The following is a 22,538-nucleotide window of genomic DNA, read 5'->3' on the forward strand; positions in this document are numbered from 1 at the left end:
CCGAAAAAGTCAGGCTACCTCAGTCCATAATGTTTGGAGCAACGCCAGCACCATGCTTAGAAAAAAGGAATGCTTTAGCACACGTGCTCTTGGCCTGGTCATGGGTTTTGCTGCTACATATGCAGGCAGTCTTTGCCGTAGGTCGGCAACGGGACATCCGCAAAAGAATTCTCTGCTTGTAGGATCAGTCGGCGCTTAGTTCGCATCGGCGTAATGCACAAGAAGAGAGCTATTGATCTTGAATCCTGTATGGACCCGTAAACCCCCATTTTTAGAGCACGCTAAAGGTCGAGGTTATTCTTGAATTATTGTCCACCAAAGTTTCCTACGGTGGCGATCAAGGCAGCGCCACAAGTGGTCTTATGCCCGTCGAAGGCGACAGCAACCCCGTCAATGACGTGGTCTGGTTCTCCTTCGGCAATGGTGCAGTTGTCATGTCCCTTGATGGGGCAGCTGCATACATCCCCGACGCGAGCGACAGGAATGCCGTCAACCGTAAAATGATCTGCGCCGGCACTCTCGACCTTGCCGCCATGAGATGTGGGGTCGCCAAGACGAATCACGTTCCGCATCGCTTAACCTTTCTTCTGCGGTAAGGTTTCGTCGTTCCGGCGACTTCCGGTTGTGCTGTCTCTAGCGTCTTTGACGGCAAAGTTGTCTGGGGAAACCTGGGCGATTGTTGGCGTCGCCGAGATCGTGTCGACGTGAACTGATGCGTCGTCATAGCTGACTAGTTTCCATACCGTCGCAATACGGTAAGTAGGCCTTTCTCCCTTCAGCTTTTGCCATATGGAGGGTTCTCCGTGCGCTACGACATGCGGCATGCGCTCGCCTGCCTTGATGTGTTGTCGCCGGTCACCCTGAGTATCTTTCGGCTCATCCGGCACCCACCAGCCCGTTTGCGGGCACGTGCGGCCAGTTGCCGCAAGCTCGCCGAGTGCAAGCTTGGGGCCAGAGTCCGTTTCCGCCGCCTTGGCCGCCGCGGTACCGGTTGGACGTACGCGGATAGTGCTGGTGATCTTGTCCCAAAGCGCGATGGCTTCTTCGTCCGTCAGGCTAGCTTTAGTTGCACCAGCGACGTTGTCGGCAACGCCGGTCTGCATCTGTATTTCTACATAAGGTTTCAACGGGTCTGATGGCACACCTCTGAAATCCATGGCGAAATCATGAATCGAGTGTATCTCCGCCTGTTCTGGAGTACGCGACAGGGCTTCAAAGCCGTTCAGCCAGTCGTGGATCTGCCGCGCCCCTCTGCGCAAATCTTTGGTTTTTATCAGCGGATTGTTGGGATCCTGGGCTTTTTGGTTCTTCTCGAGCTGAGTGAGCCGCCACTCCAACGAGTGGCTCTCTTCGTAATGGGGATTTGACGGTCCAACAAAAATCGAGAGGTGCGTGTCAGGGAACTCCTTCAACCGAAAACCGATACGAATGAGTTCTACAGGCGGTTCCTCGTTTGAAGCCCCATTGTCAGGAAGGAAGGCATGTTCGATACAGTTGCCAGGCTCAACTGGAATGTCGTTTTCAGAACGTTGCTTCAGGCGCTGGGCGATGCTCTTGATGAGCGATACGGTTCCATCTCTGTCGTTCCTTAAAGGGCGAGCATTAATGACAATGCCGTCATTATTCAACCTGAAATACCCGTTGATCTTGAGCCCGTTGATGGCTTGGAAATCTTCGTAACCGATAACGACTTTGCCTTCGGGCTGGTGCACAGGTTCTACCGACAGCAGCAAAGGCACGTCACCGTGGTTGATGGCCTTTTCGCTCTTGAGTTCATCGATAAATTTTTGCGCCAGGTTCTCCACTTGATCTACGCCGTTTGGGAGTACGCTTATACCAAGTGACACATCAGTTTCCCCCCATGCTACGGTTGCCGAGGACGGCAAATCGACCATGAATCTTCCAAAGCAGACGGTCTTGGTTTTCTGGAACACGGCCTGGAGGCGGGGTGTAAGTGCGGTCATATTAGGGGTCTTCCATTCTTTTGGAGTGCGATCGCAGGCAACAAGCATCAAGAGCACGGCGGCAAGAGGAACAATGTGAAGACGTGTTAATACGCGCATATAAATGTCCTTTTCAGCATTTCCACGTAGCCGTCTGAGCGATGCGCATAATGCTGTACAACGTCGATGCGATCGCCCGAGGATTTTTGTAACTTGCCTGGTGTTCGTAACCGTTTTGGCGGAACACGCCCTTGAACATTCCACTCTTCAGCTGATGGTCGGCAGATTTCGCTGGAACAGTTTGGTCGCCTGGCGCCGAAGGCGGAAGGATAGTGGCATGTATCGGGTTGGGTACCTGAAAATCGACAATTTTGAAGGCCTTGCTGCTTAGAGGATCCCATCGGACGAGTTCCACCCGCCCTTGCTTAGTGTCACCAAGGATGGGCCAATCTTGCCATCCCGTCGGGTCAGCGCAGCTCTTGTCGATTTCCCATATGACTTCGCCAAAGCTCCGTCGCGCTTGGTCGGCACCGTAATGTGCATAACTGTTGGGATGAAACGTTTGATCGATCTGTCGATGGAAGCCCTGGGCCTTATCGAGATACTCGCATGTCCGCTCGAAAGTGCCGCCGCCTAGTCTTGAAGGCAGTCCAGACGGATTGATCCATTTTTCCAGAAACAGTGAATACCACTTGCCTCGCACCTTGTAGATCTCACTGTACGGATCGCCTTGCTTCGGCCATGCCTCCAAGTCGCGTCCATTGTGCGTCACGCGCAACCAGCGATTGCCATAGGACGCGGTCGGTAATAACTCCAATCCCCCTGGTGCATTCGCCAGAACTGCTGTCACCTCGTCGCCATAATTGCCGGCTACCTTGGCGCCAATACTGTTTTCCGGGCCAAACATCATGCCGGAATCCTCGAACCCGGCCCTCATGCGCCTGTAGGCGGCTGGGGCGCCAATGGCGGGCATGACACCATGGACGTTACCCAGCACTTTGTTCTGCAGATTTCCGTACTTCGGATGGACTAGTGCCCGGCCGACCAGCCCGCCCATGGAGTGGGTTACGACGATCACTTGGTTGCACTCATAGCCTGACTGGTTGAGATCGTCCATCAGCTGGTTGATGCGCTTTGCGATGATTCTGGCGCTGTCCCCATTGGATTGCAGCCAGTTGTATCCGAACGCGTACACAGCAAACCAGCAGCCAGTAGCCAGTTTCTTGAGCTCGCCTTCCGTTAATGCCGATTGCTGCAAGCTGGGATCGCTTCCCCAGATACGAGGATCGACGCCCACGACATCGCGCCATTCCTGCCGCAGCTTACCGTCGGAGAATGTATTGTTGAGGCGTGATTCGAGATGCTGTAACAGCTCTCCATAGCTTTTGAAAAAGACCTCACCCCAGCCTCGCGCCCGGGCCTTTTGTATCGCCGTACGCGGGTTTTTCGCGGTTGGTGGGTCATCCGTTAGCAATGGCGAGCGAAAGTTCTCGCCGAGTGTCACATTGCCATGCCGACCATCTCCACTGATGTCCATCGGACCGGCGGGATCATAAATGTCCACCGTGGTTTGCATCGGATCGAGCCTCAGTTGTCGGCCTCTTGGACTGTCATTGGAAGCACTGCTTATGTTCGTTGGCCCGAGAACATCTGGCCGCCATGCAATGTTGTCCTTTTTGTGCAGCTCCCTTTGCCGCTGCGTGCTCATGCGCAAGTTCGATCCCATGATCCCGGGCAGAAAGACGATCGGCAGTACCCGTTTGGGGAGGAACCTGGCGCACTGCAGCTTCTTGTCCTGCTTCGGTGTCGCAAAGCCTTCAGCCTTCCGAGCGGCACCGTCGTTTTGTTTCGCGGGTAACAGGTATTCAGCGGTTGTCATCGTGCCCTTCAGCCTCGTTTATCGTCTTGTCTGCGATTACCGGTGTCAGTCGTCGAGCGCTTCTACCGTGTACTGTCCAAAAGGGATGGCACTCGTAAATCGCTCGGTTAGCCCGGTTGCATCGGTGCGCCCCTCGAACGTGCGGCCGTCCTCTGTCGTGATGCGATAGCGTTGATTCTTCATGGGCTCGTCTGTTCCGATCCAACGCAAAACGGTTTGCTGATCGTGCGCGAGCTCGCTCTTGGGCAAAGTCACGCCAAGTGGATTGCCGCCTCCCGGTTTGATATGAGCGAACTTCGACGATTTGATGGTGTGCTCGCCGCTGCTTTGCTGCGTGATGGTGCCGCCACCAATATCCACTTGAGCACCTTGCGCGACGAAGCGCAGTTTGGGCGCCTGCAGCACGATTTCGTCGGCTGCAGTCAACACGATGCGTTTGGCGGACGTGAGCTCGATGTCGTCACCGTGCGTTTGCATTTCCAGCTTGCCGCTGGCGGCGATGAGTTTTATGCCGAGTCGATGCGCAAACAGGCTGATACTCTCCGATACGCGGGCGAGCAATTTCTTGCCAACGGAAAGCTGGGTATTGCCGATACTGACCATGTCGATATGCGTTTGCGAGCCGATCGCAATGTTGTCCTGGCTCGTCACTGCCACGCCGACAGGCGCGGACAGTGCCACGACGGGCTGACCCCCGGCGTCCGTACCGTCGACTTCGGTGTTGCTGCCGGCTTCCCACCGCTTCAGGTGAGCGATCAGTTGACCGAGTTCTTTGTCGTCGGTGCCGTCCGCATGATGCGTCGTCGACAGCTCGGACAGGTACTGCTGTATGCCTTGTAGCGCATCCACCAAGCCAATCAATTCATTACGGTCGAGTTGCCTGCCGCTGGCTTGCTGGCGTGCGGCGGCAGTGATGAGTACGCCTTGTGCGCCGCGTACCGCAACGGCGCCATCACTGCGCAACTCGGCCCCTTCACCTCGCGCCTCGCCCTTGCCGTCACTGCGGGGATGAGTGAGCCAGCCCAAATTCAGTTCGCTATGCCCGTGCTGGGAGGATAGCTGCGCATTGATCTGCCCTGGCGTGTCGTCCAGCCGCAGCTGGTTGTAGCGGGTACCTTGCACTTCCTTGCTCTTGATGCCAGCCAGGTACCTGTTTCCGGGTAGTTCCCCAGTATGGCTGAATGAAGGTGGCTTGCTTGTGCCGCCGTAAACCTGCGCCACGATAATGGGCTTGTCGGGGTCCCCGCCTAGAAAATCGACGATGACCTCATCGCCCACACGGGGAAGGGTAATTGTTCCCCAGTGATTGCTGGCCCAAGTGCTGGCGACACGTACCCAAGCGGAATCCAAGTCGCTGGCGCCGGCACCTTGCGCATGGCTGTGGTCTTCCGGCTTGGTACTGGGAAAACGCACCTTGACGCGGCCATATTCGTAGCAATGCACTTCTTCGCTGGCCGGGCCGACCACAATTGCGCTTTGCAGCTGGGGACGCGGCAAATCGGCTCGAGGGTCGAATGCGGGAACAATCGGAATGCCACGACGCACGCAAGAAAAGCGATTGGTATAACGCATGCCGCGCTCTTCGCTGGCTTGCTGTAGAGCGTTGCTGGACGGTCTCTCGTCCCAGCGGTTGAGGGTGAACAGGCGGCGCACCTGCTCGTCGACGGTCTTCGGCAGGTTGTTTTCGGCATCAACTTCCAGGCGCGTGACGATGAACTCTCGCTCTTTCGGCGGATGGGTGTCGACTTCGTGATGGCCGGTCAGGGCAATCCACTCTCCGACACACAAGGCGCGCACACTGCCTTCGCCATAAAAACACTTGGATTCGTACTCATGGCGCTTCATGCGCATTTCGCCGAGTTGCCGGTAATCGTCGTGATCCTTCCCGGCATGCGGTACATCGGTCAAGTAATCATCGAGGCTGATCGCGAACTGATTGCCCATCGTTCCCTGATCTATACGGGAGGGCGCGTTACTGGTCATCGGGCGGGCCTGCTTGTAATCCCAGCTTTGGCGGGCGACATTGCCCGGTTTGAGTGTGCGCACCGGACTCCATGCGGTAACGGTGTCCGCATCCTCGGTGCTCCCATCACGGTGATACCGCACGGCGCCCGCGGCATTTTGCGGTAGAGCGTATGCGTCGTCGAAAAGCACCAGGGCGTGGGCGGGGATGTTCTGACTTTGCGACTGGCTAGCTTGACCCGGCCGCATGAACCACGCGATGCCACGCCGTTTCCATAACCTTCGCAGAAAGGCGGCGTCGGACTCGTTGTGCTGCATCGTGAATTCTCGAGTGGGATAGGTCCCCTTTACTTGCGACCAGTCCACGTCAAAGACTTTGGCCAGCACCGAATTGTTCTGGCGCCACTCACGCAGAATGACTTCAGTAATATCCAGTTCATTCTGATTGCGGAAAATGCGGGTGTTGGTGCGATACTCCATCAGAGCTAACGCATCGCGCACGACCAACTCATAGGTCGCCAGACCGCCATCACTTTGGCCGGCAGCCGCTTGCGCGACTATTCCGCACACGGCGCGCACATCCCCGCGATCCGTCACGAACTGGAGCTCAACCGGCAGTGCGATGAATTCCTTCAAAGGCAAATCAGAACGTGTCGATACGCATAGAAGCCGGTATTCCAGTCCGCCGCATAGCGTTTCATTTCCCGTAACGCGTTTGACCAGCAAGACATCGTCCAGCACCTGCTTCTCTTGCGATAGCCGCAAGCGGATAGGGCGCTTCGCTTCAGATAAGCCGGCGAATGCCTGTATTAAATCCTTCAGGTCCATTAGAAGCTTCCTGTCTGGAGTGTTGGCGCTATCCCGGTTGGCTGGGCAGTGAGCGGCCGTGCGGTGCGGACAATGATCGATGGTAAAACTCGGAGACAGCGTGACGTTGACACGCTTCAAGTTTCTAGTTTTTTGGCATGTGCCGCGGTTGTAATTCCGAAGCTTGGGTCGGCAATACTGCAGTAAGGGGTTGTACGGTCGTGCCAGCCTGGGGAAGAGTTGAATTCAGCCTTTTCGGATATCGATCGCCTCCAGAGAAATCTACGACTGTTGTGCAGCACTCCATACGCAAGCCAATTCGATTAGCATCACTGTCGAATGTTGTGGTGCTCAACAAGCGGAAACGCCGCCCGCCGTAGCCATCCGCGCGCGATGCTGAACGTCCAGATCCGCTCCGCCCGCGCATCCGATAATGCGCCGTTCTGCCACGCAATCTCGGCGCGGCCTTGCAGCTGCAGGATGTCACCGCTCGCAAAATCCACCATCACAAGCGCGGCACGCGGCTCCAGCAGCAGGTTCCCCAAGGTATTGAAATACCGGTTGCCCGGATAGTCGGGCACCGTAAGCACATTGCCCGCTAATCGAAGGAAGCCGGCCTCGCCGCCGCGGTGCGAGATGTCGAGGCCGCGCGCTCCGACCTGTGCCGTGCCGCCACTGGCGCTGGCGACAAACATCGTTTCGCACTCCGCAATCAGGCGCACCGCGTCCGGTAGTAGTTCGCCCCCGAAAGCCTCGATGCCGCCACGCTCCCGCGCTACGGGAACAAGCTGACGCAAGTGAATATACTTGGGGCAGTTGCCGAACGACTGGTGCACATCCACCAGAACGCCTTCGCCATCCACCTGCGCAATCACGCCATTTTCCCGGTTACGCCGCCGGGTCCCCAGGTCGATGCCAAGGATGCCGATCTCCGCACCCCGCCGAAAATGCGGGGCCGCCGGGTCGCCCGGGTCGGGCAGGGCGGCGATCCGCAGCTGGCCGGGCGCCGGCGAGGACGCAAAGCCCGGATCGCCATGCAGCAGCGTCGCGAGTGGCCACCCTTGCGCATCCGCCACAGCCACGTACACGAAAGGCAGCAGGGAAAAGAACTGGCGGTGCTGGTCCGGCATCTGGCTGCGGATCGGCGCGCCGGCCGGGCCGCCGCCGGCCAGTTGCTGGGCGCGCAGCTCGCCTTCGTGGAAAGGCTCGGGAATGCGGTGATCGATCATGGCTTCACTCCGGCATCGGCACGAAATTCGGCAGGGCCTGGACGCGCGCGATCCAGTTGCGCACCTGCGGGTAGGGCGCCAGCGAAATGCCGCCTTCCGGCGCATGCGCGATGTAGGCGTAGCAGGCCAGGTCCGCCAGCGTCGGTGCAGGCAGGGCCAGGAAGTCCTGCTGCGCCAGGCTGGCTTCCATGAAGCGCAGCACTTTGTCCGCCAGCTTGTGCATGAGATCGAGCGGCATGCCAGTGTCGCCCCAGCGAGCGCCGACGCGCGCCTTTGCCGGGCCGAAGGCGATCTCTCCGGCCGCCAGCGACAGCCAGCGCTGCACGTGCGCCGCCTCGACCGGATCGTCCGGCAGCCAGCCGCTGCCGGGTGCGTAGCGCTTGGCCAGGTAGACGAGGATGGCATTGCTGTCCGCCAGCACGAACTCGCCGTCCTGCAGCACGGGAATCTGGCCGAGCGGACTCATACGCAGGAACTCGGCGCTCTCGCGCACCGAGGCTGGCGTTTCAACGAGGCGGTAGGGCAGCTTCAGCAGGTGCAGGAACAGTTGCACACGGTGGGTGTGGCCGGACAGCGCCGTGCCGTAGACGGTGAGGGAGGAAGGAGACATGTCAGTGACGGGAATCGTTGATGGAGTCTTCATCCTAGTCAGGTGGCGAGCATTGCGGAATGGGGCATAATCGCAATTCACTCTTTCACATATCGCAATAAGCATGGACCGTCTGGATGAACTGCAGGTCTTCCTGGCCATCTTAGAGGCAGGCAGCATGGCAGCCGCTGCGCACAAGCTGCATCGCTCGCCCTCGGCGGTGACGCGGCAGCTGGCTGCGCTGGAAGAGCGCGTCGGCGCGCGCCTGTTCGAACGCAGCACGCGCCGCTTGACCGCCACAGGCGAGGGGCAGCGCCTGGCCGAGGGCGCGCGCCGCCTGCTGGCCGACTACGACACGGCGATCAGCGAGCACCAGCAGGCCACCCCGCGCGGCCTGCTGCGGGTGACGGCGCCGACGGTTTTCGGGCGCCGCCACATGGCGCCCGTGGTGACGGCATTCCTGATGCGCTATCCAGACATCCAGGTCGAACTCATCCTCAACGACCGCAACATGGATCTGATCGACAGCGGCATCGACCTGGCGCTGCGCATCGGTCCGCTCGACAGCTCGGGCCTGGTGGCGCGCCAGGTGGGCACGGTGCGGCGCATGACGGTGGCCAGCCCGGGGTATCTGCGCCAGCACGGCGAACCCGCCACGCCCGAGGAGTTAAGCCGGCACCAGCTGATCCTGGGCACTGCGGTGCGCGGGCTGCCGGAATGGCGCTACGGGGCGGAAGGGCGCGAGTACGTGGTGCGCTTCACGCCGCGCCTGCAGGTGAACGACGTGGAGGGCGTGCTGCATGCGGCGCGCGAGGGCTTCGGCATCGCGCGCGCCCTGAGTTACCAGGCGGCGCCCGACCTGCGGGCCGGGACCCTGGTGCCGGTGCTGGGCGCTTACGAAGGCGAGGCGCTGCCCGTGCACCTGGTGTTCCCGAGCGCGCGGCACATGCCGGCGCGGGTGCGGGCCTTCGTGGATGTTGCGGTGGACGCGTTTGCGCAGCTGGAGCTCATCCACTAACAGCTCTTAAACCGCGCTGGCCTTCCGGCTCTTCAACCAGTCGCGCCCGCCGGCGTTCAGCGCCCGCGTGATCACCTCGGGCGGCAGGCTGTACACCGTCGCCCAGGTCGCCCGCCCGTCCGCGCTATTGGACGGGAAACTTTCGGTCTCGATCGGCCAGTGATACTTGCGTTTGAGGGCACGAACGATGGCGGCCAGGGTGATGCGGCCGCGCAGCGGTTCGGCGCCTAACTGGTCTTCGTTCGACAGCAGCACGGCGAGCACGGCGCCACGCGATGTATTGGGTCCGGGGAAGATGGGGGTTTTCTTGGGCATGGGTCGATTCTACGGCAGCAGATGCAAGCTGCCATCCTTCCTGAGCTCGTAGATCGCGTAGTCGCGCGCCAGCGCCAGGTTGCCCGTGTAATGCGCGCGCGCCTCGCGTTCGATGTCGTCCAGCGTCAAGACCTTCCCATTGGCCTGCTTGGGGTCCAGGTAGCGCGGGCTGAAGTGGGTCAGGATCAGGTTCGGCACCTGCGCCCCCTGCGCCACGCGTGCCACCATCGCGGCCGAGCTGTGCTGCGGTTCCGGCCCTACCTTGTGCAGGATCGCTTCCGTATAGGTCGCCTCGTGCACCAGCAGGTCCGCGTTCGCCGCTTCCTGTGCCAATAATTCGGGCGTGTCGTTGTCGCCCGCGATGATCACCTTGCGCGACCTGCGCGGCGGCATCAGGTACTGTTCCGCCACCACGGCGCGACCATCGTCCAGCACCACGTTGCGCCCCTGCTGGATTTCGCCCCAGGCCGGCCCGGCGGGAACGCCCCCGGCTTTCAGCTTGTCGATGTCGAGTTTGCGCTCCACCGCCGCCTCGGTGAAGCTGTAGGCCCAGCAATCGATCCGGTGCGACAGCCTGGTGGCGCGCACCCGCAGGTCCGGCAGGATGTCGCTGTGCGCCAGCGCGTCGATCGCCACCCAGTCGATGGGGTAGGGCAGGGTCAGCTGTGACGCCTCCATGATGCATTCGATCATGCCGCGCAGCGGCGGCGGGCCGACGATGCTCAATGCTTCCGTGCGGCCCAGCATGCCGGCGCTGGCCAGCAGGCCGGGCAGGCCGTAGCAGTGGTCGCCATGCAGGTGGGTGATGAAGATCGCGCGCAGGCTCATCGGCGACAAATTCGTGCGCAGCAGCCGGTGCTGCGTGCCTTCCGCGCAATCGACCAGCGACCAGTGCCTGGCGCCGCGCGTGCGGATCGCGATCGCCGTCATGTTGCGCGACCTGGTCGGTACGCCGGAGGAGGTGCCGAGGAACTGGATTTCCATACCTTGCGCCGTGACTGATGAGGCTTCCATTATGCGCGATCGCCGGCAATCCGCCATGTGTTTGATCGCGCTCAATGCCTTCCCATACTGCGATGGACCGCCCGCATGGCTTTCGCTGTCTGACCTTCAGGACGGCCGCCATGGCGCGGCTGCCACTTGAACAATCACCAGGAGAAGTCATGCGCAGCTTCTATCCGCTTGTCGCGGCCGCCTTGCTGCTGGCCGCGCCGCTTGCGTCTGCTGTCCAGTGCGGCCCGCAGGGCAAGGTCAACATCACCGCCCAGCGCGAGGCCATGGGCGCGCCCGATGGACGCATTTCCACCGGCACCCAGCTGGCTGACGAGGTCGTCGGCAGCTACGCGCTTTCGAACGGCCACCGGCTGGACCTGATCCACCTCGACGAACGGCTCATCGCCGAGTTCGACAAGCGGCGCCGGGTCCAGCTGGAGGAGGTCGGTCCGCACCTGTTCGCTTCGCGATCGGGCGACGTGGAGATGGCCTGGATGCCCGGCCAGCGCACCGATACCATCCTGCTGAGCTATCCGGCCGACAACCAGGGGCGGCTCAGGCGCAGCTGTTCCTGATCAGCCGAACACCAGCGAGCGGTGCGCCCCCAGGCCGGCCATCGCACCGTCCGCCACGGCCATGGCCACGTTGCCGGCCGGACGCGTGGCGTCGCCGCCGGCGAACACGCCCGGCACGGTGGTCTGCTTGGTCATGTCGGTGCGGATGAAGGGGCCGAGCGGGCCTTCGTCGAATTCGCAGCCGAGCAGCGCGGCGATCGGGCTCGCCATGTGCAGACGGCCATAGGTGAACAGGCCTGCATGCGGGATGCGGCGGCCGTCGGCCAGCACGACGGTGGCGCTGTCCTCGATGCGCAGGACCGGCGTGTCATCGATGGCGAGCACGCCGCGTTTTTCCATGGCGGCGCGCTGCTCGGCGTCGGGCGCGTAGCGGCCGTTGGTGAACAGCGTCACCTTGCCCCAGTCGGGCAGCAGCATCGCCTGGTGGAAGGCCAGTTCGTCGTTGGCGAGGATGCCGATCGCGCCCTGCTGCAGTTCGTAGCCGTGGCAGTAGGGGCAGTGGAACACGCTGCGGCCCCAGCGCTCGGCCAGGCCCTCGATGGGCGGCAGCTCGTCGCGCACGCCGGTGGCCAGCACCAGGCGGCGGCCGTGCACCTGCCCACTGCCGTCGAGGTCGACCGTGAAGCCCTCGCCATCCTGGCGCGCATCGACGGCGCTGCCGTCGATCCACTCCACGGTGTCGTAGGCGGCCACCTCGGCGCGGCCGGCCCCGGCGATGTCGGCGGCCAGGTGGCCGTCGCGGGTGAGAAAGCCGTGCGACTCGCCGGCGAAGCGGTTGCGGCGCTGGCCGACGTCGACCACCAATATCCGGCGCCGCGCCCTGGCCAGTTGCAGGGCGGCGGACAGGCCGGCGTAGCTGCCGCCGATGACGATCGCATCAAACCGGGTCATGTTCATGGTGAAACCTCATATCGTGGGGATGGGTGCGCTTGAACTCGTCGAAGCGGCGGTTGAAGTCCTGCGACAGGTCGGCCAGGGTGACGTCGCCGAGCTGGCGCAGCAGCAGGGCTTCGGCTTCGTCAAAGGCATTGCCCAGGGCGGCGTTGACGCTTTGCTCGACCAGGCAGGCGGTCTTTTCGCTGCGGTTGCCCATCGCGAAGAAGGAGGGGGCGCCGACGGCTTCGTAGATGTCGCGCAGCGTCACGGTGGCCAGGTCGCAGGTGATGCTCCAGCCGCCGCCGTGGCCGCGGTTCGAGCTGATGTAGCCGCGCTCGCGCAGGCCGGCCAGCACGCGCCGCACCAGCACCGGGTTGGTGTCGAGGAAGCGGGCCATTTCTTCCGAGGTCATCGGATGGTCGCTGTGGGCCAGGTGTAGCAGCACGTGGAGCACCGAGGATAGTTTGCTGTCGCGTCTCATGTAACTAATGATAGTACAAATTCGGGCGAGGTGCGGCGAGGTGCGTAAAAATGCGCGGCTAGCGCTTTGCGGGGTCGAGGCGCAGGGTCGGCAGGAAGCGCCAGAGGTAGATGCTGACGCCGGCGCCCATCAGCGCCAGCAGGGCGGGGATGGCCGGATCATCGAAGCGGCGCATCGCCAGCAGCAGCGAGCCCCACAGCATGACCGTGGCGAGGAGCTTGGCCTTCAGCGGGATGCCGCGGCCGGCTTCGAAATTGCGCAGGTATTCGCCGAACACGCGGTGCGACAGCAGCCAGCGGTGCAGGCGCTCCGAGCCGCGCGCGAAGCACCAGGAGGCCAGCAGCAGGAAGGGCGTGGTCGGCAGCAGGGGCAGGAACAGGCCCAGAATGCCCAGCAGTAGCGCCAGCACGCCCGCCGCGTTGTAGATCGGTTTCATGATGTCACTCTAGCATGCGTCATGACAGACCGCGCGGTCGTTTATTGATGAAATAGTATTTCATCTTACCGTTCAGTATGAAATATTCTTTCATCATGGCGAAAAATCGCTGGAATCGTCAAATTTTACATCAACAGTAAGTTCCAACAGGAAACTGTATGTATAATGGGTTAGACCACCACGGGCGCGATCCAGGAGTTTTGCGGGCGCGAGCAAGACGCCCGGCTTCGCCTCTTCATGCCAGATACCGGTTGCCGCAAGCTCGTCGTCATGCCTACGTCTTCCTCTACCTCCAAGCCCTCGTGGCGCTCACGCCTGGCGAACCTGTTTCGTCCGCGGGTGCTGCGCGACCTCGCCATCTACCTGGCCCTCATGCTGCCCATCGTCTGGGGACTGGTGGCGGTGGAGCAGGCGCGCTTCGCCTCGATCGCCAAGGCGGGCAGCACGCGCGACCTGCGCAACTATGCGCGCGTGTTCACCGAGGAAGTGCGCGCCACCGTCGGCATCGTCGACCTGTCGCTGATCCAGCTGCGCTCCACCTGGCAGCGCGACCGCGACGGCTTTACTCAAATGGTGGGCGAGAATACGCGCTACCTGCGCAACCGGGTGCCGATGTTCATTACCGTGCTCGACGCGAAGGGCCGGATCGCCTACACCAATGCCGTTCCCGGGCAGACCGGGCTGGACCTGAGCAGCGCGCCCGGCTACCAGGCCCACCTCGGGATCCGCGACGACCGCATCGACGTCAGCCGGCCGGTGATCTGCACGCTCACCAATGCCTGGACCGTGCAGTTCAGCCGTTCGCTGCGCGACGCGCAAGGGCGCCTGCAGGGCGTGATCATCGCCGCCGTCTCGCCCGACTATTTCGTGCGCTTTTACGAGGACATCGACCTGGGTCCCCATGCCGCCGTGTCGCTGATCCGTATCGATGGCGCCGTCATCGCGCGCAGCACCCGCGGCAGCGCCAGCCACGGCATGGGCCGCTTCCTGACGAATAACCCGTATGCCGGCCACAGCCCGGTCACGGGGACCTTCCGCCGCCTCAGCCAGCTCGACGGGGTCGACCGCTTCTATGCCTGGCACAAGCTGCCCGACTACGGCATGGTGGTGACGGTCGGCGAAGCGGTGCAGGACGCCGAGGCGCGCTTCGCCCAGCAGCGCAATGCCTTGAGCTGGGTCGGCGCCGTGGTGTCCTTCGTGCTCACCCTGCTGGGCTGGGCGGCGCTCGGCGCCGCCGAACGGCGCCGCCGCGCCCTCAAGGCGCTGGCCGCCGCCGAGGCGCGCTGGAAGCTGGCGCTCACCGCCACCGGCGACGGCGTGTGGGACTGCGACGTCGTCACCGGCCTGGCCACGCTGTCGGCGCGCGCCCAGATGATCCTCGATACCGAACGCGCGGTGATCTCGTGGTACGGCAGTGCGCTCGACGCCATCGTCCACCATGAAGACCTGCCGCAGCTGCGCACCCAGCTGCGCAGCCACCTGGCCGGGCGCAGCCCGGACTTCGCGGCCGAGTTCCGGGTGCGCAAGCAGAGCGGCGACTGGAGCTGGATCGATGCGCGCGGCACCATCAGCGAACGCGACGAGCTGGGTAATCCGATGCGCATGGTCGGTACCTTCTCCAACATCGACGCGCGCAAGCTCGAAGAGGCGCGCATGCGCCGCATGGCGCACGAGGATGCGCTGACCGGCCTGCCGAACCGCGTGCTGCTGGGCGACCGCCTGCGCCAGGCGATCCGCGCCGCCAGCCGCGACGGGCACAAGGTGGCGCTGATCTACTTCGACCTCGACGAGTTCAAGCCGGTCAACGACACCCACGGCCACGCGGCCGGCGACCGCCTGCTGCAGCTGGTGGCGCGCCGCCTGCGCGCGGGCCTGCGCGAAGCCGATACGCTGGCGCGCGTCGGCGGCGACGAATTCGTGCTGCTGCTGCCGCGCTGCGAGGCACTGCCTGACGCGCGCAAGGTGGCGGAAAACATCCTGCTCCAGCTGAACCAGCCTTTCGACGACGGCGAGCTGGTGCACCGCATCTCGGGCAGCCTGGGCATTGCGCTGTTCCCGGACGACGGCATGGATGCCGAGAAACTGCTGCGGGCCGCCGACCTGGCCATGTACGAGGCCAAGTCGCAGGGGCGCAACCGGGTCATGGGCGCCAATGGCGCGCATGACGGTGCGCAGCGGGTCGCGCCGGCGCTGCGCAGCCAGGCCTGAACCCACTCAGCGCACCGGCGCCGCCACCTCGATCTGGAAGCCGCTCGCCGGCATGGTCGGCATGCGCGACAGGCTGATGCTCAGGTCCTGGCGCGGCACCGTGTACACCACTTCCGAGGCGAGCAGGTGCAGCGCGGCCTTCACCATGTCCACCGTCATCGCTTCGCCGGGACAGCGGTGCCCGGTCAGGTAGTCGCCCCCGCCCTGCGCGACCAGGTCGAAGCCGTCGCCCTGCCAGCCCATGAAACGCTCCGGCTTGAAGCGCTCCGGTTCCGGCCACAGCCGCGGGTCGTGGTTGGTGCCGTGCATGTCGAACAGCACCCAGGTGCCTTCCGCGAAGTGCAGGCCGCGCCAGTCGAACGCATCGAGCACCCGCCCGCCGACCGCCGGGAAGAAGGGATAGAAGCGCCGTACTTCCTGGGCAAACGCGGTGAGCGTGGCGTCGTCGCCGGTGGCGACGCGCGCGCGCCATTCGGGGTAGTCGTGCAGCGCCAGGGCGCCGAACACGATGTAGCGCGCCACCGCGACCACCGGGCGCAGCACGTTGATCAGTTCATTGGCGGCGACGTCGACCGGCAGCGCCTGTTCGTCGCGGTCGCGGTGGCGGGCGATCACGGCTAGCGGGCTGCCCGGCTCCGGCGCCAGCTGGCCGGCGCGCACCGCCCCGACCAGGCCCCTGGCCCAATGCTCGGTGCGGCTGCGCAGCAGCAGGCCCTGGGTGGTGCGCCGGAACACGGTGCCGGCGCCGTCGATCATGGCGGAAAATTCCCGGGTCAGGCGCGCATGGTCGACGTGCGAGCCGGGGATGCCGGCCCAGCGGCAGGCCGCGGCGCACAGCACGCTTTCGGTCTCGTCGAACAGGCGCACGCGGCGCCGCGCGGGCCAGCCGCCGACCCGGGCGCGCCATTCTTCCTGCGCGATCGTCAGCATGCGCGCGCGGTCGCCTGGGGTCTGCAGCGACATCATCATCGCCTTGCGGTGGCGGTGGTCCTCGCCGTCGAGCGTTTCGGCGCTGCCGGCGTCCTGCAGCAGCAGGGTGGTCGGCGGGATGGCGCCGCGCCGCGTGAAGCGGCCCGGCTGCCAGAACATGCGCGCGCCCTCGTGGCCGCTCACGCAGATCGCGCGCCGGCCCATCAGGCGCGTGGCAAAGGCGTCGGTGTCTAGCTCGGCGCAGCGGCGCTGAAAGAAGGGTTTTACTGTGCATCTGGAACCTTCTCATTCATCACCAGTCTTACTCATCATGAGTAAGCTCGTACCCATCAGCGCAGCGGCAAAGGCCCTAGGCGTTTCGGCAACCACCTTGCGCCGCTGGGAAGCGTCGGGGAGGCTGGTCCCGAACAGAACCGCAAGCGGGCAGCGCCGCTACGACCTCGCCGCGCTGCTCCCGGAACAACTGCACGGCGCATCGGGGCCGCGCGCCACCCTGGCGTATGCGCGTGTCTCGAGCCACGACCAGAAGGGCGACCTCGAACGCCAGAAACAGGTGCTTGAGCTGTACTGTGCCAGCCAGGGCTGGATCTTCGAGGTGGTGGCAGACCTCGGCTCGGGCATGAACTACCACAAGCGGGGATTGAAAAAACTGCTCGACGCCATTCTCGCAGGTGGCGTCGGCCGCATCGTGCTCACGCACAAGGATCGCCTGCTGCGCTTCGGCGCAGAGCTGGTGTTCGCCCTATGCGAGGCAAAGCAGATCGAGGTGGTCATCATCAACCAGGGCGAGGAAAGCAGCTTCGAGGAGGAGCTGGCCCTCGACGTGCTCGAGATCGTCACTGTGTTCTCCGCCCGGCTGTACGGAAGCCGAAGCCACAAGAACCGCAAGCTGATCGACGGCGTGCGCAAGGTCGTACAGGAGGCACAGTGCTAGCGGCGCATCGGATCCGGCTCGCCCCGAATAACGCACAGGCGACCTATCTGGCGCGCGCAGCCGGCACCGCCCGCTTCGCCTACAACTGGGCGCTGGCCGAGTGGCAGAAGCAATCCCTGGCGCGCCAGAACAACCCGGCGCTCCCGGCCCCCTCGCAGTTGTCGCTGCGGCGGCAATTGAACGCCGTCAAACGCGACCAGTTTCCCTGGATGCTCGAGGTGACCAAGAACGCGCCGCAGATGGCGATCATCCAGCTCGGCCAGGCCTTCGAGAATTTTTTTTCGAAACGGGCCCGCTACCCGCGGTTTCGCCGCAAGGGCCGCGACGACCGCTTTACCTTATCGAACGACCAGTTCGCCGTGGAGGGCCAACGCATCCGCATCCCGAAGCTGGGTTGGGTCAGCATGCGCGAAGCCCTGCGCTTCACGGGGCGCATCGTTTCGGCCTCCATCGCGCGCCGCGCCGGCCACTGGTACGCCAGCCTCACCGTCGACACCCTTGAGGATCAACCCTTGCCAACTGCCGAGAACCAAGGCGCGGTCGGGGTCGACCTGGGAATATCGACGCTGGCGACGCTATCAACAGGCGAGAAGTGGCCCGGCCCGAAGGCGCTTCGCGCCCTGCTTGCACGGCTGCGCCGCCTGTCGCGGGCGCTGTCGCGCAAAGTCAAGGGGGCGAGCAACCGGCGCAAGGCCAAGGACAGGCTGGCCAGCTTGCACGCCCGGATCGCGAACGTCCGCGCCGATTTCCTGCACAAGCTCACCACAAGCATCACGCGCCGCTTCCATACCATCGGGATCGAGGACCTGAACGTGAAGGGCATGCTGGCCAACCGGCATCTGGCGCGCGCGGTGGCCGACATGGGATTTTCCGAACTGCGCCGCCAGCTGGAATACAAGGCCGACTGGCGCGGTGGCCAGGTGGTGGTCGCGGACCGCTGGTACCCGAGCAGCAAGCTGTGCTCGTGCTGTGGGCGCCTGCTGGAAGCGCTCGCCTTGGGAACGCGGCGATGGAGCTGTGCAGGCTGTGGCACGCAGCACGACCGCGACGTGAATGCGGCCATCAATTTGAAAAGTGTGGCGGTGAGTTCCACCGTCTCTGCCTGTGGAGGGGACGGCACTGGTCCGGCGCGCCAGCGCGGGACGAAACCGTCCCCGGCGAAGCAGGAATCCAACAGCATGGCAGCTTTGAATAACAAGGGCTAGCTTTGCTTAAGTTTGGAGGAACGGATAGCCTTCGGAGAGCAGCTTGAGCGTGCTGTCGAAGACCCTGGTGTGCGGCACACCCTGCTCGACGGGAACGTGGAGGGAGGCATTGTCGGAAAAAGACACGCTGGGCTCCTGGCTCGGGTTCAGGCAGGCCCAATGTAGCATGCGACTAGTCGCGCACGATTCGCCCTAGGCCATCGCCACGGGTGCGCCAGCCGTATGCCGCGGCAGATAGACCGTCACCGTCGTCCCTTTGCCCGGCTCGCTCGCCAGGCGGATGTCGCCGCCGCTCTGGCGCGCGAAGCCGTGCGCCATCGACAGGCCCAGGCCGGTGCCCTTGCCCTCGGGCTTGGTGGTGAAGAAGGGTTCGAAGGCGTGCTCCATCACGTCCTGCGGCATGCCGTGCCCGCTGTCGGCGACCGCCACCGTGACGTAGTCGCCCGGCGCCAGCACGGCGTCGCCCTCCACGTGCGCGTTGTTCAGCGCCAGCACGATGCGCCCGTTGCCTTCCATCGCGTCGCGCGCGTTGATCACCAGGTTGAGCAGCACGTTCTCGAGCTGGTTCGGGTCCACCAGCACCGGCCAGAGATCGGGCGGGATGCGTTTTTCCAGGACGATCTGGTCACCCGCCGCGCGCAGCACCAGGCTGTCCATGCGCTCCAGCAGATTGTCCACGTGCACCTCGAGCGGGTGCAGTGGCTGGCGCCGCGCGAAGGCGAGCAGCTGGCCGGCCAGCTTGGCGCCGCGCTCGACCGCGTCGAGAATGCTGAGCAGGCGCTTGCGATGGCTGGAGTCGGCGCGCAGGATCAGCTGCACGTTGGCGCTGATGATGTGCAGGATGTTGTTGAAGTCGTGCGCCACGCCGCCGGTGAGCTTGCCCACCGCTTCCAGTTTCTGGGCCCTGGCGAGCAGCTGGCGCGCCTCGTCCAGGCCCTGCTGGCGCTGCTGCTCGCGCGCTTCCGCTTCCTTGCGCTGCGTGATGTCGCGCACGAAGGCGGTGGCGCCGAAGCCTTCGTCGGTCGGCATCACCGCCACCGTCACTTCGGTCGCGATGGGGCGCCCGTCGCGCCCGGCTACCTGCAGTTCGGTCGGCGCACCCTGCATCGCGCACTGCCCGCCCCGCGCGAAGGCCTCGAAGCCTTTGCGGAAGGACGCGCGGCTTTCCTCCGGCAGCAGTTCGTCCACCGGGCGGCCGATGGCTTGGCCGGCGCTCAAGCCGAACAGGCGGCTGGCCTGGGCGTTCCAGTCGGTGATGCGGCCCCGGGCATCGACGGCCACGAAGGCGTCGGGCGCGTTCTCGAGGATGACCTGGATGCGTTTTTGCTCGCTGGCGATGCGGTCGTGCGACTGGCGCAGCTCCAGCGTCATGCCGTGCGCCAGCTGCAGCGCGCGGCGCCGTTCGCTGGCCAGCAGCCAGACTACCAGGCTGATCAGGAAGCTCAGGCCGATGCCGGTGATCGCCACCAGCTGCGGGCGCGTGCTGTCGAGGCTCTCTTCGAGGGCGGCGCTGGAGCGCATGCTGATGGTCCAGGTACGCCCGCCCGGGACGATCTGGGCGCTGGCGCGCAGGCGCGCCGGGTGGCTGGACGCGTTCGGCGAACGGTACAGCAGGCTGGCGGCGCCGGCCGGATCGCCGTCGTGGATCTCGACCTCGAGGTCGGTCGAGTGGGCGCCGCCGAGTCCCCGCATCAGGTCGTCCATGCGGAAAGGGGCGTAGACCCAGCCGACGATGGCCCGGCGGCGCTGGTCGACGGTGCCGGCCAGCTCGCCGTCGCGGTACACCGGCAGGTACATCAGGGCCCCGGCCTGCTGGCTGCCCGGCTTCCCGTGCCCCACGCCTTCCTGGACCAGCACCACCTTGCCGCTCAGCGCCGCCTGGCCGGTGTCGCGCGCGCGCTCCATGGCGGCGCGGCGTACCGGTTCGCTGAACATGTCGAAGCCGAAGGCGCGCAGGTTGCGTCCGCCGAAGGGCTCGATGTGGGTGATCGCGGTATAGACTTCGCGCGGCGTGTCCGGGTGCACCGCATAGCCGGGATGGCCCTGGCGCCGCATGGCCGCCTCGTGCGCCGCCAGCTGCGGGCGCGGGATGATGGTGGCGATGCCGAGCGCTTCCATGCCGGGGAAGGACTGGTCCAGGCGCAACAGCCCGTAGTACTCCGCCCAGTCATGCCGATCGAGCTCGACCGAGCCGCGCAGGAAGCCGCGCGCGCCGCGCAGCACCTGTTCGTACACCGCCATGCGGCGGCTGATGCTGTAGGCCATGTCGCGGGTGCGGTAGTCGAAGGTCTCGAGCAACTGCGCTTCGGCGGCGCGCTTGGCGCTGCTCCAGGCGCTGAACGTGACCAGGAGAGTCACCAGCAGCACCAGCATGGCCAGCAGCAGCGGCATCTGTCCGGAACCGGGCAGGGGAATGCGGCTGGGCTGGGTGGCTGGCTGGGACTGCGGCATGTGGTCGTACGCGCGAAGGGCGCCGTGGGGCAGGTTGATCGGAAACGCGCGGAAGCAGGTAGGATACGCACCCTTGCTGTGTTGGAGCGCACGCCACCGGGCGCGTCTGACAATATATCGTATTATCTCCTATAGTGACGTGATGCAACTTTCTAAACGTGTGAGCCCCCGCGCTTTACCCTTCCGGCATGCGGCTGCCTGAGCCGTCCGAGCTGCTGCGCCGCCACTGGCCGCTCGCCGCCCTCGTGGCCGGCGCATTGCTGGTGCTGCTGTGGGGAATGCTGTGGCCCTTGCGCGGCGACAGCCACGAGCTGGCGCTGGAAGTGCGGCGCGACCAGCAGGCGCCTTCGGCGTTGCGCCTGACCCTGGGCGTGCAGGACGTGCTGTTGCTGAGGAACGGCACCGGGGCGCCGCTGGTGTTCGGCCCGGTGCAGCTGGCGCCGGGCGGCGAGTTCAGGCTCCCGGTGGAGGAGGCGGGCGAGCAGGACATCCCCTGTCCGGCGCTGCCGGGCGGGGTGCTGCGGGTGCGGGTGGTGCCGATGCCGGATCCGGGCATGGACAGGCTGCGCTGGCGGCTGGCCAACTTCGGGCACGCGATCCGCAGCATGCCGCTGCAGGGGCCTGATTAAAAGAGCCCTGCGGGAGCCCTGCGCGCGCCCAATCGTGCTCCCGTTTTGCCTGCGATTCTGTCATCATGGACATCATGTCCACGATTTCCATGCCCTTGTTCCCGCTCAGTACGGTGCTGTTTCCGGACGGGGTGCTGCCGCTGCAGGTGTTCGAGGTTCGCTACCTCGACATGATCAGCCGCTGCCTCACCGAAGACGCACCCTTCGGCGTGGTCTTGCTCACGCATGGACACGAGGTGCGCCAGCCCGATGGCGAGCCGGAGCGCTTCGCCGCCGCCGGCACCATCGCTTCCGTCACCGAAACCACCACCACCTCGCCCGGGCTGCTGCAGGTACTCTGCCGCGGCGGCTCGCGCTTCACGGTGGTGACCGCCGAACAGCGCCTGAACGGGCTATGGATGGCCGAGGCCGAGCTGGTCGAGGACGACCACGACGTCAAGGTGCCGTCCGAACTGCAGGGCGCGTCCGACGCGCTCGACCGCGTGCTGTCCTCGCTGCACGACGTACCGCGCCACCGCTGGCCGGTGCAGCCGCCGTTCCGCCTCGACGATTGCGGCTGGGTGGCGAACCGGTGGTGCGAACTGCTGCCGCTGCCCAACCAGCAGAAGCACCACATGCTCATGCTCGACAACCCCGTGATCCGCCTGGAGCTGCTGCACGACGTCCTGGACGAGCACGGTCTCATTACTTCGTAGCTAATTTTCGTGGTTTATGTGCTGGCATGAAATTCTCGGACGACCTCCTGATTGCGTACATCAACGGTGAGCTGGCCGAGCCGGCGCGCGCGGCGGTCGAGCGGGCCATGCGCGCCGATCCGGTGCTGGCCGCCCGCATCGCCCAGCATCGCCGCGAAAGCGGCGAACGCTCCGCCGGCCGCTCCCACATCTTCAGCGTCTCGAACGGCCACGGCGGACACCACCAGGGGCGCGCCCGGGCCCCGGGCGGGGCCAAGGTGGTCCATCTCGACGCCGTCCGCCCCGGACGCGCCGCGCCGCTGTTGCCGCCCTCCCTGCCGGCCCGCACCGAATGGACGCCGCGCCACTGGCTGGCCGTCGGCGCCGCGCTCGTGGCCGGCGCC

20 protein-coding genes and 1 pseudogene are annotated in these 22,538 nt (G+C 64.5%); 8 read left to right on the top strand and 13 right to left on the bottom strand.

Features of this window, described 5'->3' with window-relative positions:
* Positions 1 to 305: 305 nt before the first annotated feature.
* From B2R83_RS22655 to B2R83_RS22680, 6 genes are all read right to left on the bottom strand, one after another.
* Positions 306 to 572, bottom strand: coding sequence for a PAAR domain-containing protein (locus B2R83_RS22655; RefSeq protein WP_292045250.1), 267 nt, complete (start codon positions 570 to 572; stop codon positions 306 to 308).
* 3 nt (positions 573 to 575) lie between these two features.
* Positions 576 to 2,063, bottom strand: coding sequence for a T6SS immunity protein Tli4 family protein (locus tag B2R83_RS22660; protein WP_292045252.1), 1,488 nt, complete (start codon positions 2,061 to 2,063; stop codon positions 576 to 578).
* Between the two features lie 13 nt (positions 2,064 to 2,076).
* Complete coding sequence (locus B2R83_RS22665; RefSeq protein WP_292045254.1) at positions 2,077 to 3,822, bottom strand: esterase/lipase family protein; 1,746 nt, start codon at positions 3,820 to 3,822, stop codon at positions 2,077 to 2,079.
* Between the two features lie 45 nt (positions 3,823 to 3,867).
* On the bottom strand, positions 3,868 to 6,612 hold the full coding sequence (locus B2R83_RS22670) for a type VI secretion system Vgr family protein (RefSeq protein WP_292045256.1): 2,745 nt from the start codon (positions 6,610 to 6,612) through the stop codon (positions 3,868 to 3,870).
* Positions 6,613 to 6,920: 308 nt separating this feature from the next.
* Positions 6,921 to 7,820, bottom strand: a complete 900-nt coding sequence (locus B2R83_RS22675; RefSeq protein WP_292045258.1) for a pyridoxamine 5'-phosphate oxidase family protein — start codon at positions 7,818 to 7,820, stop codon at positions 6,921 to 6,923.
* Positions 7,821 to 7,824: 4 nt separating this feature from the next.
* Positions 7,825 to 8,430, bottom strand: coding sequence for a glutathione S-transferase family protein (locus tag B2R83_RS22680; protein WP_292045261.1), 606 nt, complete (start codon positions 8,428 to 8,430; stop codon positions 7,825 to 7,827).
* A 103-nt stretch (positions 8,431 to 8,533) separates the two neighbouring features.
* Here B2R83_RS22680 and B2R83_RS22685 point away from each other — a divergent pair, with 103 nt between their 5' ends.
* Positions 8,534 to 9,427 carry a LysR family transcriptional regulator gene (locus tag B2R83_RS22685; RefSeq protein ID WP_292045263.1) on the top strand — a complete coding sequence of 298 codons (894 nt, stop codon included), beginning with the start codon at positions 8,534 to 8,536 and terminating at the stop codon, positions 9,425 to 9,427.
* 6 nt (positions 9,428 to 9,433) lie between these two features.
* On the opposite strand, the gene B2R83_RS22690 is transcribed toward B2R83_RS22685, so the two are convergent.
* On the bottom strand, positions 9,434 to 9,742 hold the full coding sequence (locus B2R83_RS22690; RefSeq protein ID WP_292045265.1) for a hypothetical protein: 309 nt from the start codon (positions 9,740 to 9,742) through the stop codon (positions 9,434 to 9,436).
* 9 nt (positions 9,743 to 9,751) lie between these two features.
* Positions 9,752 to 10,726 (bottom strand): ribonuclease Z, encoded by a 975-nt coding sequence (locus B2R83_RS22695; protein ID WP_292045267.1) that lies wholly within the window; start codon positions 10,724 to 10,726, stop codon positions 9,752 to 9,754.
* 179 nt (positions 10,727 to 10,905) lie between these two features.
* Here B2R83_RS22695 and B2R83_RS22700 point away from each other — a divergent pair, with 179 nt between their 5' ends.
* Positions 10,906 to 11,310 (top strand): hypothetical protein, encoded by a 405-nt coding sequence (locus B2R83_RS22700; protein ID WP_292045269.1) that lies wholly within the window; start codon positions 10,906 to 10,908, stop codon positions 11,308 to 11,310.
* Here the strand turns inward: B2R83_RS22700 and B2R83_RS22705 are convergent, their stop codons facing one another.
* The 3 genes from B2R83_RS22705 to B2R83_RS22715 are packed head-to-tail and all read right to left on the bottom strand — an operon-like array spanning position 11,311 to position 13,103.
* A complete protein-coding gene (locus B2R83_RS22705) occupies positions 11,311 to 12,201 on the bottom strand; it encodes an NAD(P)/FAD-dependent oxidoreductase (protein ID WP_414674463.1) in 891 nt (296 codons plus the stop codon).
* Positions 12,188 to 12,667, bottom strand: coding sequence for an RrF2 family transcriptional regulator (locus tag B2R83_RS22710; protein WP_292045274.1), 480 nt, complete (start codon positions 12,665 to 12,667; stop codon positions 12,188 to 12,190). The genes B2R83_RS22705 and B2R83_RS22710 overlap by 14 nt, the downstream gene beginning before the upstream one ends.
* Positions 12,668 to 12,725: 58 nt before the next feature.
* Positions 12,726 to 13,103 carry a YbaN family protein gene (locus B2R83_RS22715; RefSeq protein ID WP_292045276.1) on the bottom strand — a complete coding sequence of 126 codons (378 nt, stop codon included), beginning with the start codon at positions 13,101 to 13,103 and terminating at the stop codon, positions 12,726 to 12,728.
* A gap of 270 nt (positions 13,104 to 13,373) precedes the next feature.
* On the opposite strand from B2R83_RS22715, the gene B2R83_RS22720 reads away from it, so the two are divergent.
* On the top strand, positions 13,374 to 15,311 hold the full coding sequence (locus B2R83_RS22720) for a bifunctional diguanylate cyclase/phosphodiesterase (protein ID WP_292045278.1): 1,938 nt from the start codon (positions 13,374 to 13,376) through the stop codon (positions 15,309 to 15,311).
* Between the two features lie 6 nt (positions 15,312 to 15,317).
* Here the strand turns inward: B2R83_RS22720 and B2R83_RS22725 are convergent, their stop codons facing one another.
* Positions 15,318 to 16,424: a cytochrome P450 gene (locus tag B2R83_RS22725; RefSeq protein ID WP_292045280.1), complete on the bottom strand. Its 1,107-nt coding sequence runs from the start codon at positions 16,422 to 16,424 to the stop codon at positions 15,318 to 15,320.
* 127 nt (positions 16,425 to 16,551) lie between these two features.
* Between B2R83_RS22725 and B2R83_RS22730 the strand changes: the two genes are divergently transcribed.
* Complete coding sequence (locus B2R83_RS22730) at positions 16,552 to 17,175, top strand: IS607 family transposase (RefSeq protein ID WP_292045282.1); 624 nt, start codon at positions 16,552 to 16,554, stop codon at positions 17,173 to 17,175.
* Positions 17,169 to 18,380 (top strand): RNA-guided endonuclease InsQ/TnpB family protein, encoded by a 1,212-nt coding sequence (locus B2R83_RS22735; protein WP_292045285.1) that lies wholly within the window; start codon positions 17,169 to 17,171, stop codon positions 18,378 to 18,380. The genes B2R83_RS22730 and B2R83_RS22735 overlap by 7 nt, the downstream gene beginning before the upstream one ends.
* Before the next feature lie 192 nt (positions 18,381 to 18,572).
* On the opposite strand, the gene B2R83_RS22740 is transcribed toward B2R83_RS22735, so the two are convergent.
* The gene (locus tag B2R83_RS22740; RefSeq protein WP_292045287.1) at positions 18,573 to 20,831 is read right to left on the bottom strand and encodes a CHASE domain-containing protein; all 2,259 of its coding nucleotides are present in this window, start codon (positions 20,829 to 20,831) and stop codon (positions 18,573 to 18,575) included.
* Positions 20,832 to 21,019: 188 nt separating this feature from the next.
* On the opposite strand from B2R83_RS22740, the gene B2R83_RS22745 reads away from it, so the two are divergent.
* The 3 genes and pseudogenes from B2R83_RS22745 to B2R83_RS22755 all read left to right on the top strand — a co-directional run.
* A complete protein-coding gene (locus tag B2R83_RS22745) occupies positions 21,020 to 21,460 on the top strand; it encodes a hypothetical protein (RefSeq protein WP_292045289.1) in 441 nt (146 codons plus the stop codon).
* 74 nt (positions 21,461 to 21,534) lie between these two features.
* Positions 21,535 to 22,155, top strand: a complete 621-nt coding sequence (locus tag B2R83_RS22750) for an LON peptidase substrate-binding domain-containing protein (RefSeq protein ID WP_051306744.1) — start codon at positions 21,535 to 21,537, stop codon at positions 22,153 to 22,155.
* A gap of 26 nt (positions 22,156 to 22,181) precedes the next feature.
* Positions 22,182 to 22,538, top strand: a pseudogene (locus B2R83_RS22755) (hypothetical protein); the annotation flags it as partial.

This window comes from Massilia sp. UBA6681, assembly GCF_002454935.1.
Classification (GTDB): domain Bacteria; phylum Pseudomonadota; class Gammaproteobacteria; order Burkholderiales; family Burkholderiaceae_D; genus Telluria; species Telluria varians.

What these genes read in the sequence shown, in the direction of transcription:
- B2R83_RS22695 (WP_292045267.1), bottom strand. Translation starts at nt 10,726, where the DNA reads ATGGAAATCCAGTTCCTCGGCACCTCCTCCGGCGTACCGACCAGGTCG.
- B2R83_RS22670 (WP_292045256.1), bottom strand. Translation starts at nt 6,612, where the DNA reads ATGGACCTGAAGGATTTAATACAGGCATTCGCCGGCTTATCTGAAGCG.
- B2R83_RS22720 (WP_292045278.1), top strand. Translation starts at nt 13,374, where the DNA reads ATGCCTACGTCTTCCTCTACCTCCAAGCCCTCGTGGCGCTCACGCCTG.
- B2R83_RS22745 (WP_292045289.1), top strand. Translation starts at nt 21,020, where the DNA reads ATGCGGCTGCCTGAGCCGTCCGAGCTGCTGCGCCGCCACTGGCCGCTC.
- B2R83_RS22715 (WP_292045276.1), bottom strand. Translation starts at nt 13,103, where the DNA reads ATGAAACCGATCTACAACGCGGCGGGCGTGCTGGCGCTACTGCTGGGC.
- B2R83_RS22665 (WP_292045254.1), bottom strand. Translation starts at nt 3,822, where the DNA reads ATGACAACCGCTGAATACCTGTTACCCGCGAAACAAAACGACGGTGCC.
- B2R83_RS22690 (WP_292045265.1), bottom strand. Translation starts at nt 9,742, where the DNA reads ATGCCCAAGAAAACCCCCATCTTCCCCGGACCCAATACATCGCGTGGC.
- B2R83_RS22730 (WP_292045282.1), top strand. Translation starts at nt 16,552, where the DNA reads ATGAGTAAGCTCGTACCCATCAGCGCAGCGGCAAAGGCCCTAGGCGTT.
- B2R83_RS22675 (WP_292045258.1), bottom strand. Translation starts at nt 7,820, where the DNA reads ATGATCGATCACCGCATTCCCGAGCCTTTCCACGAAGGCGAGCTGCGC.
- B2R83_RS22710 (WP_292045274.1), bottom strand. Translation starts at nt 12,667, where the DNA reads ATGAGACGCGACAGCAAACTATCCTCGGTGCTCCACGTGCTGCTACAC.
- B2R83_RS22750 (WP_051306744.1), top strand. Translation starts at nt 21,535, where the DNA reads ATGTCCACGATTTCCATGCCCTTGTTCCCGCTCAGTACGGTGCTGTTT.
- B2R83_RS22700 (WP_292045269.1), top strand. Translation starts at nt 10,906, where the DNA reads ATGCGCAGCTTCTATCCGCTTGTCGCGGCCGCCTTGCTGCTGGCCGCG.
- B2R83_RS22740 (WP_292045287.1), bottom strand. Translation starts at nt 20,831, where the DNA reads ATGCCGCAGTCCCAGCCAGCCACCCAGCCCAGCCGCATTCCCCTGCCC.
- B2R83_RS22660 (WP_292045252.1), bottom strand. Translation starts at nt 2,063, where the DNA reads ATGCGCGTATTAACACGTCTTCACATTGTTCCTCTTGCCGCCGTGCTC.
- B2R83_RS22705 (WP_414674463.1), bottom strand. Translation starts at nt 12,201, where the DNA reads ATGACCCGGTTTGATGCGATCGTCATCGGCGGCAGCTACGCCGGCCTG.
- B2R83_RS22680 (WP_292045261.1), bottom strand. Translation starts at nt 8,430, where the DNA reads ATGTCTCCTTCCTCCCTCACCGTCTACGGCACGGCGCTGTCCGGCCAC.
- B2R83_RS22685 (WP_292045263.1), top strand. Translation starts at nt 8,534, where the DNA reads ATGGACCGTCTGGATGAACTGCAGGTCTTCCTGGCCATCTTAGAGGCA.
- B2R83_RS22655 (WP_292045250.1), bottom strand. Translation starts at nt 572, where the DNA reads ATGCGGAACGTGATTCGTCTTGGCGACCCCACATCTCATGGCGGCAAG.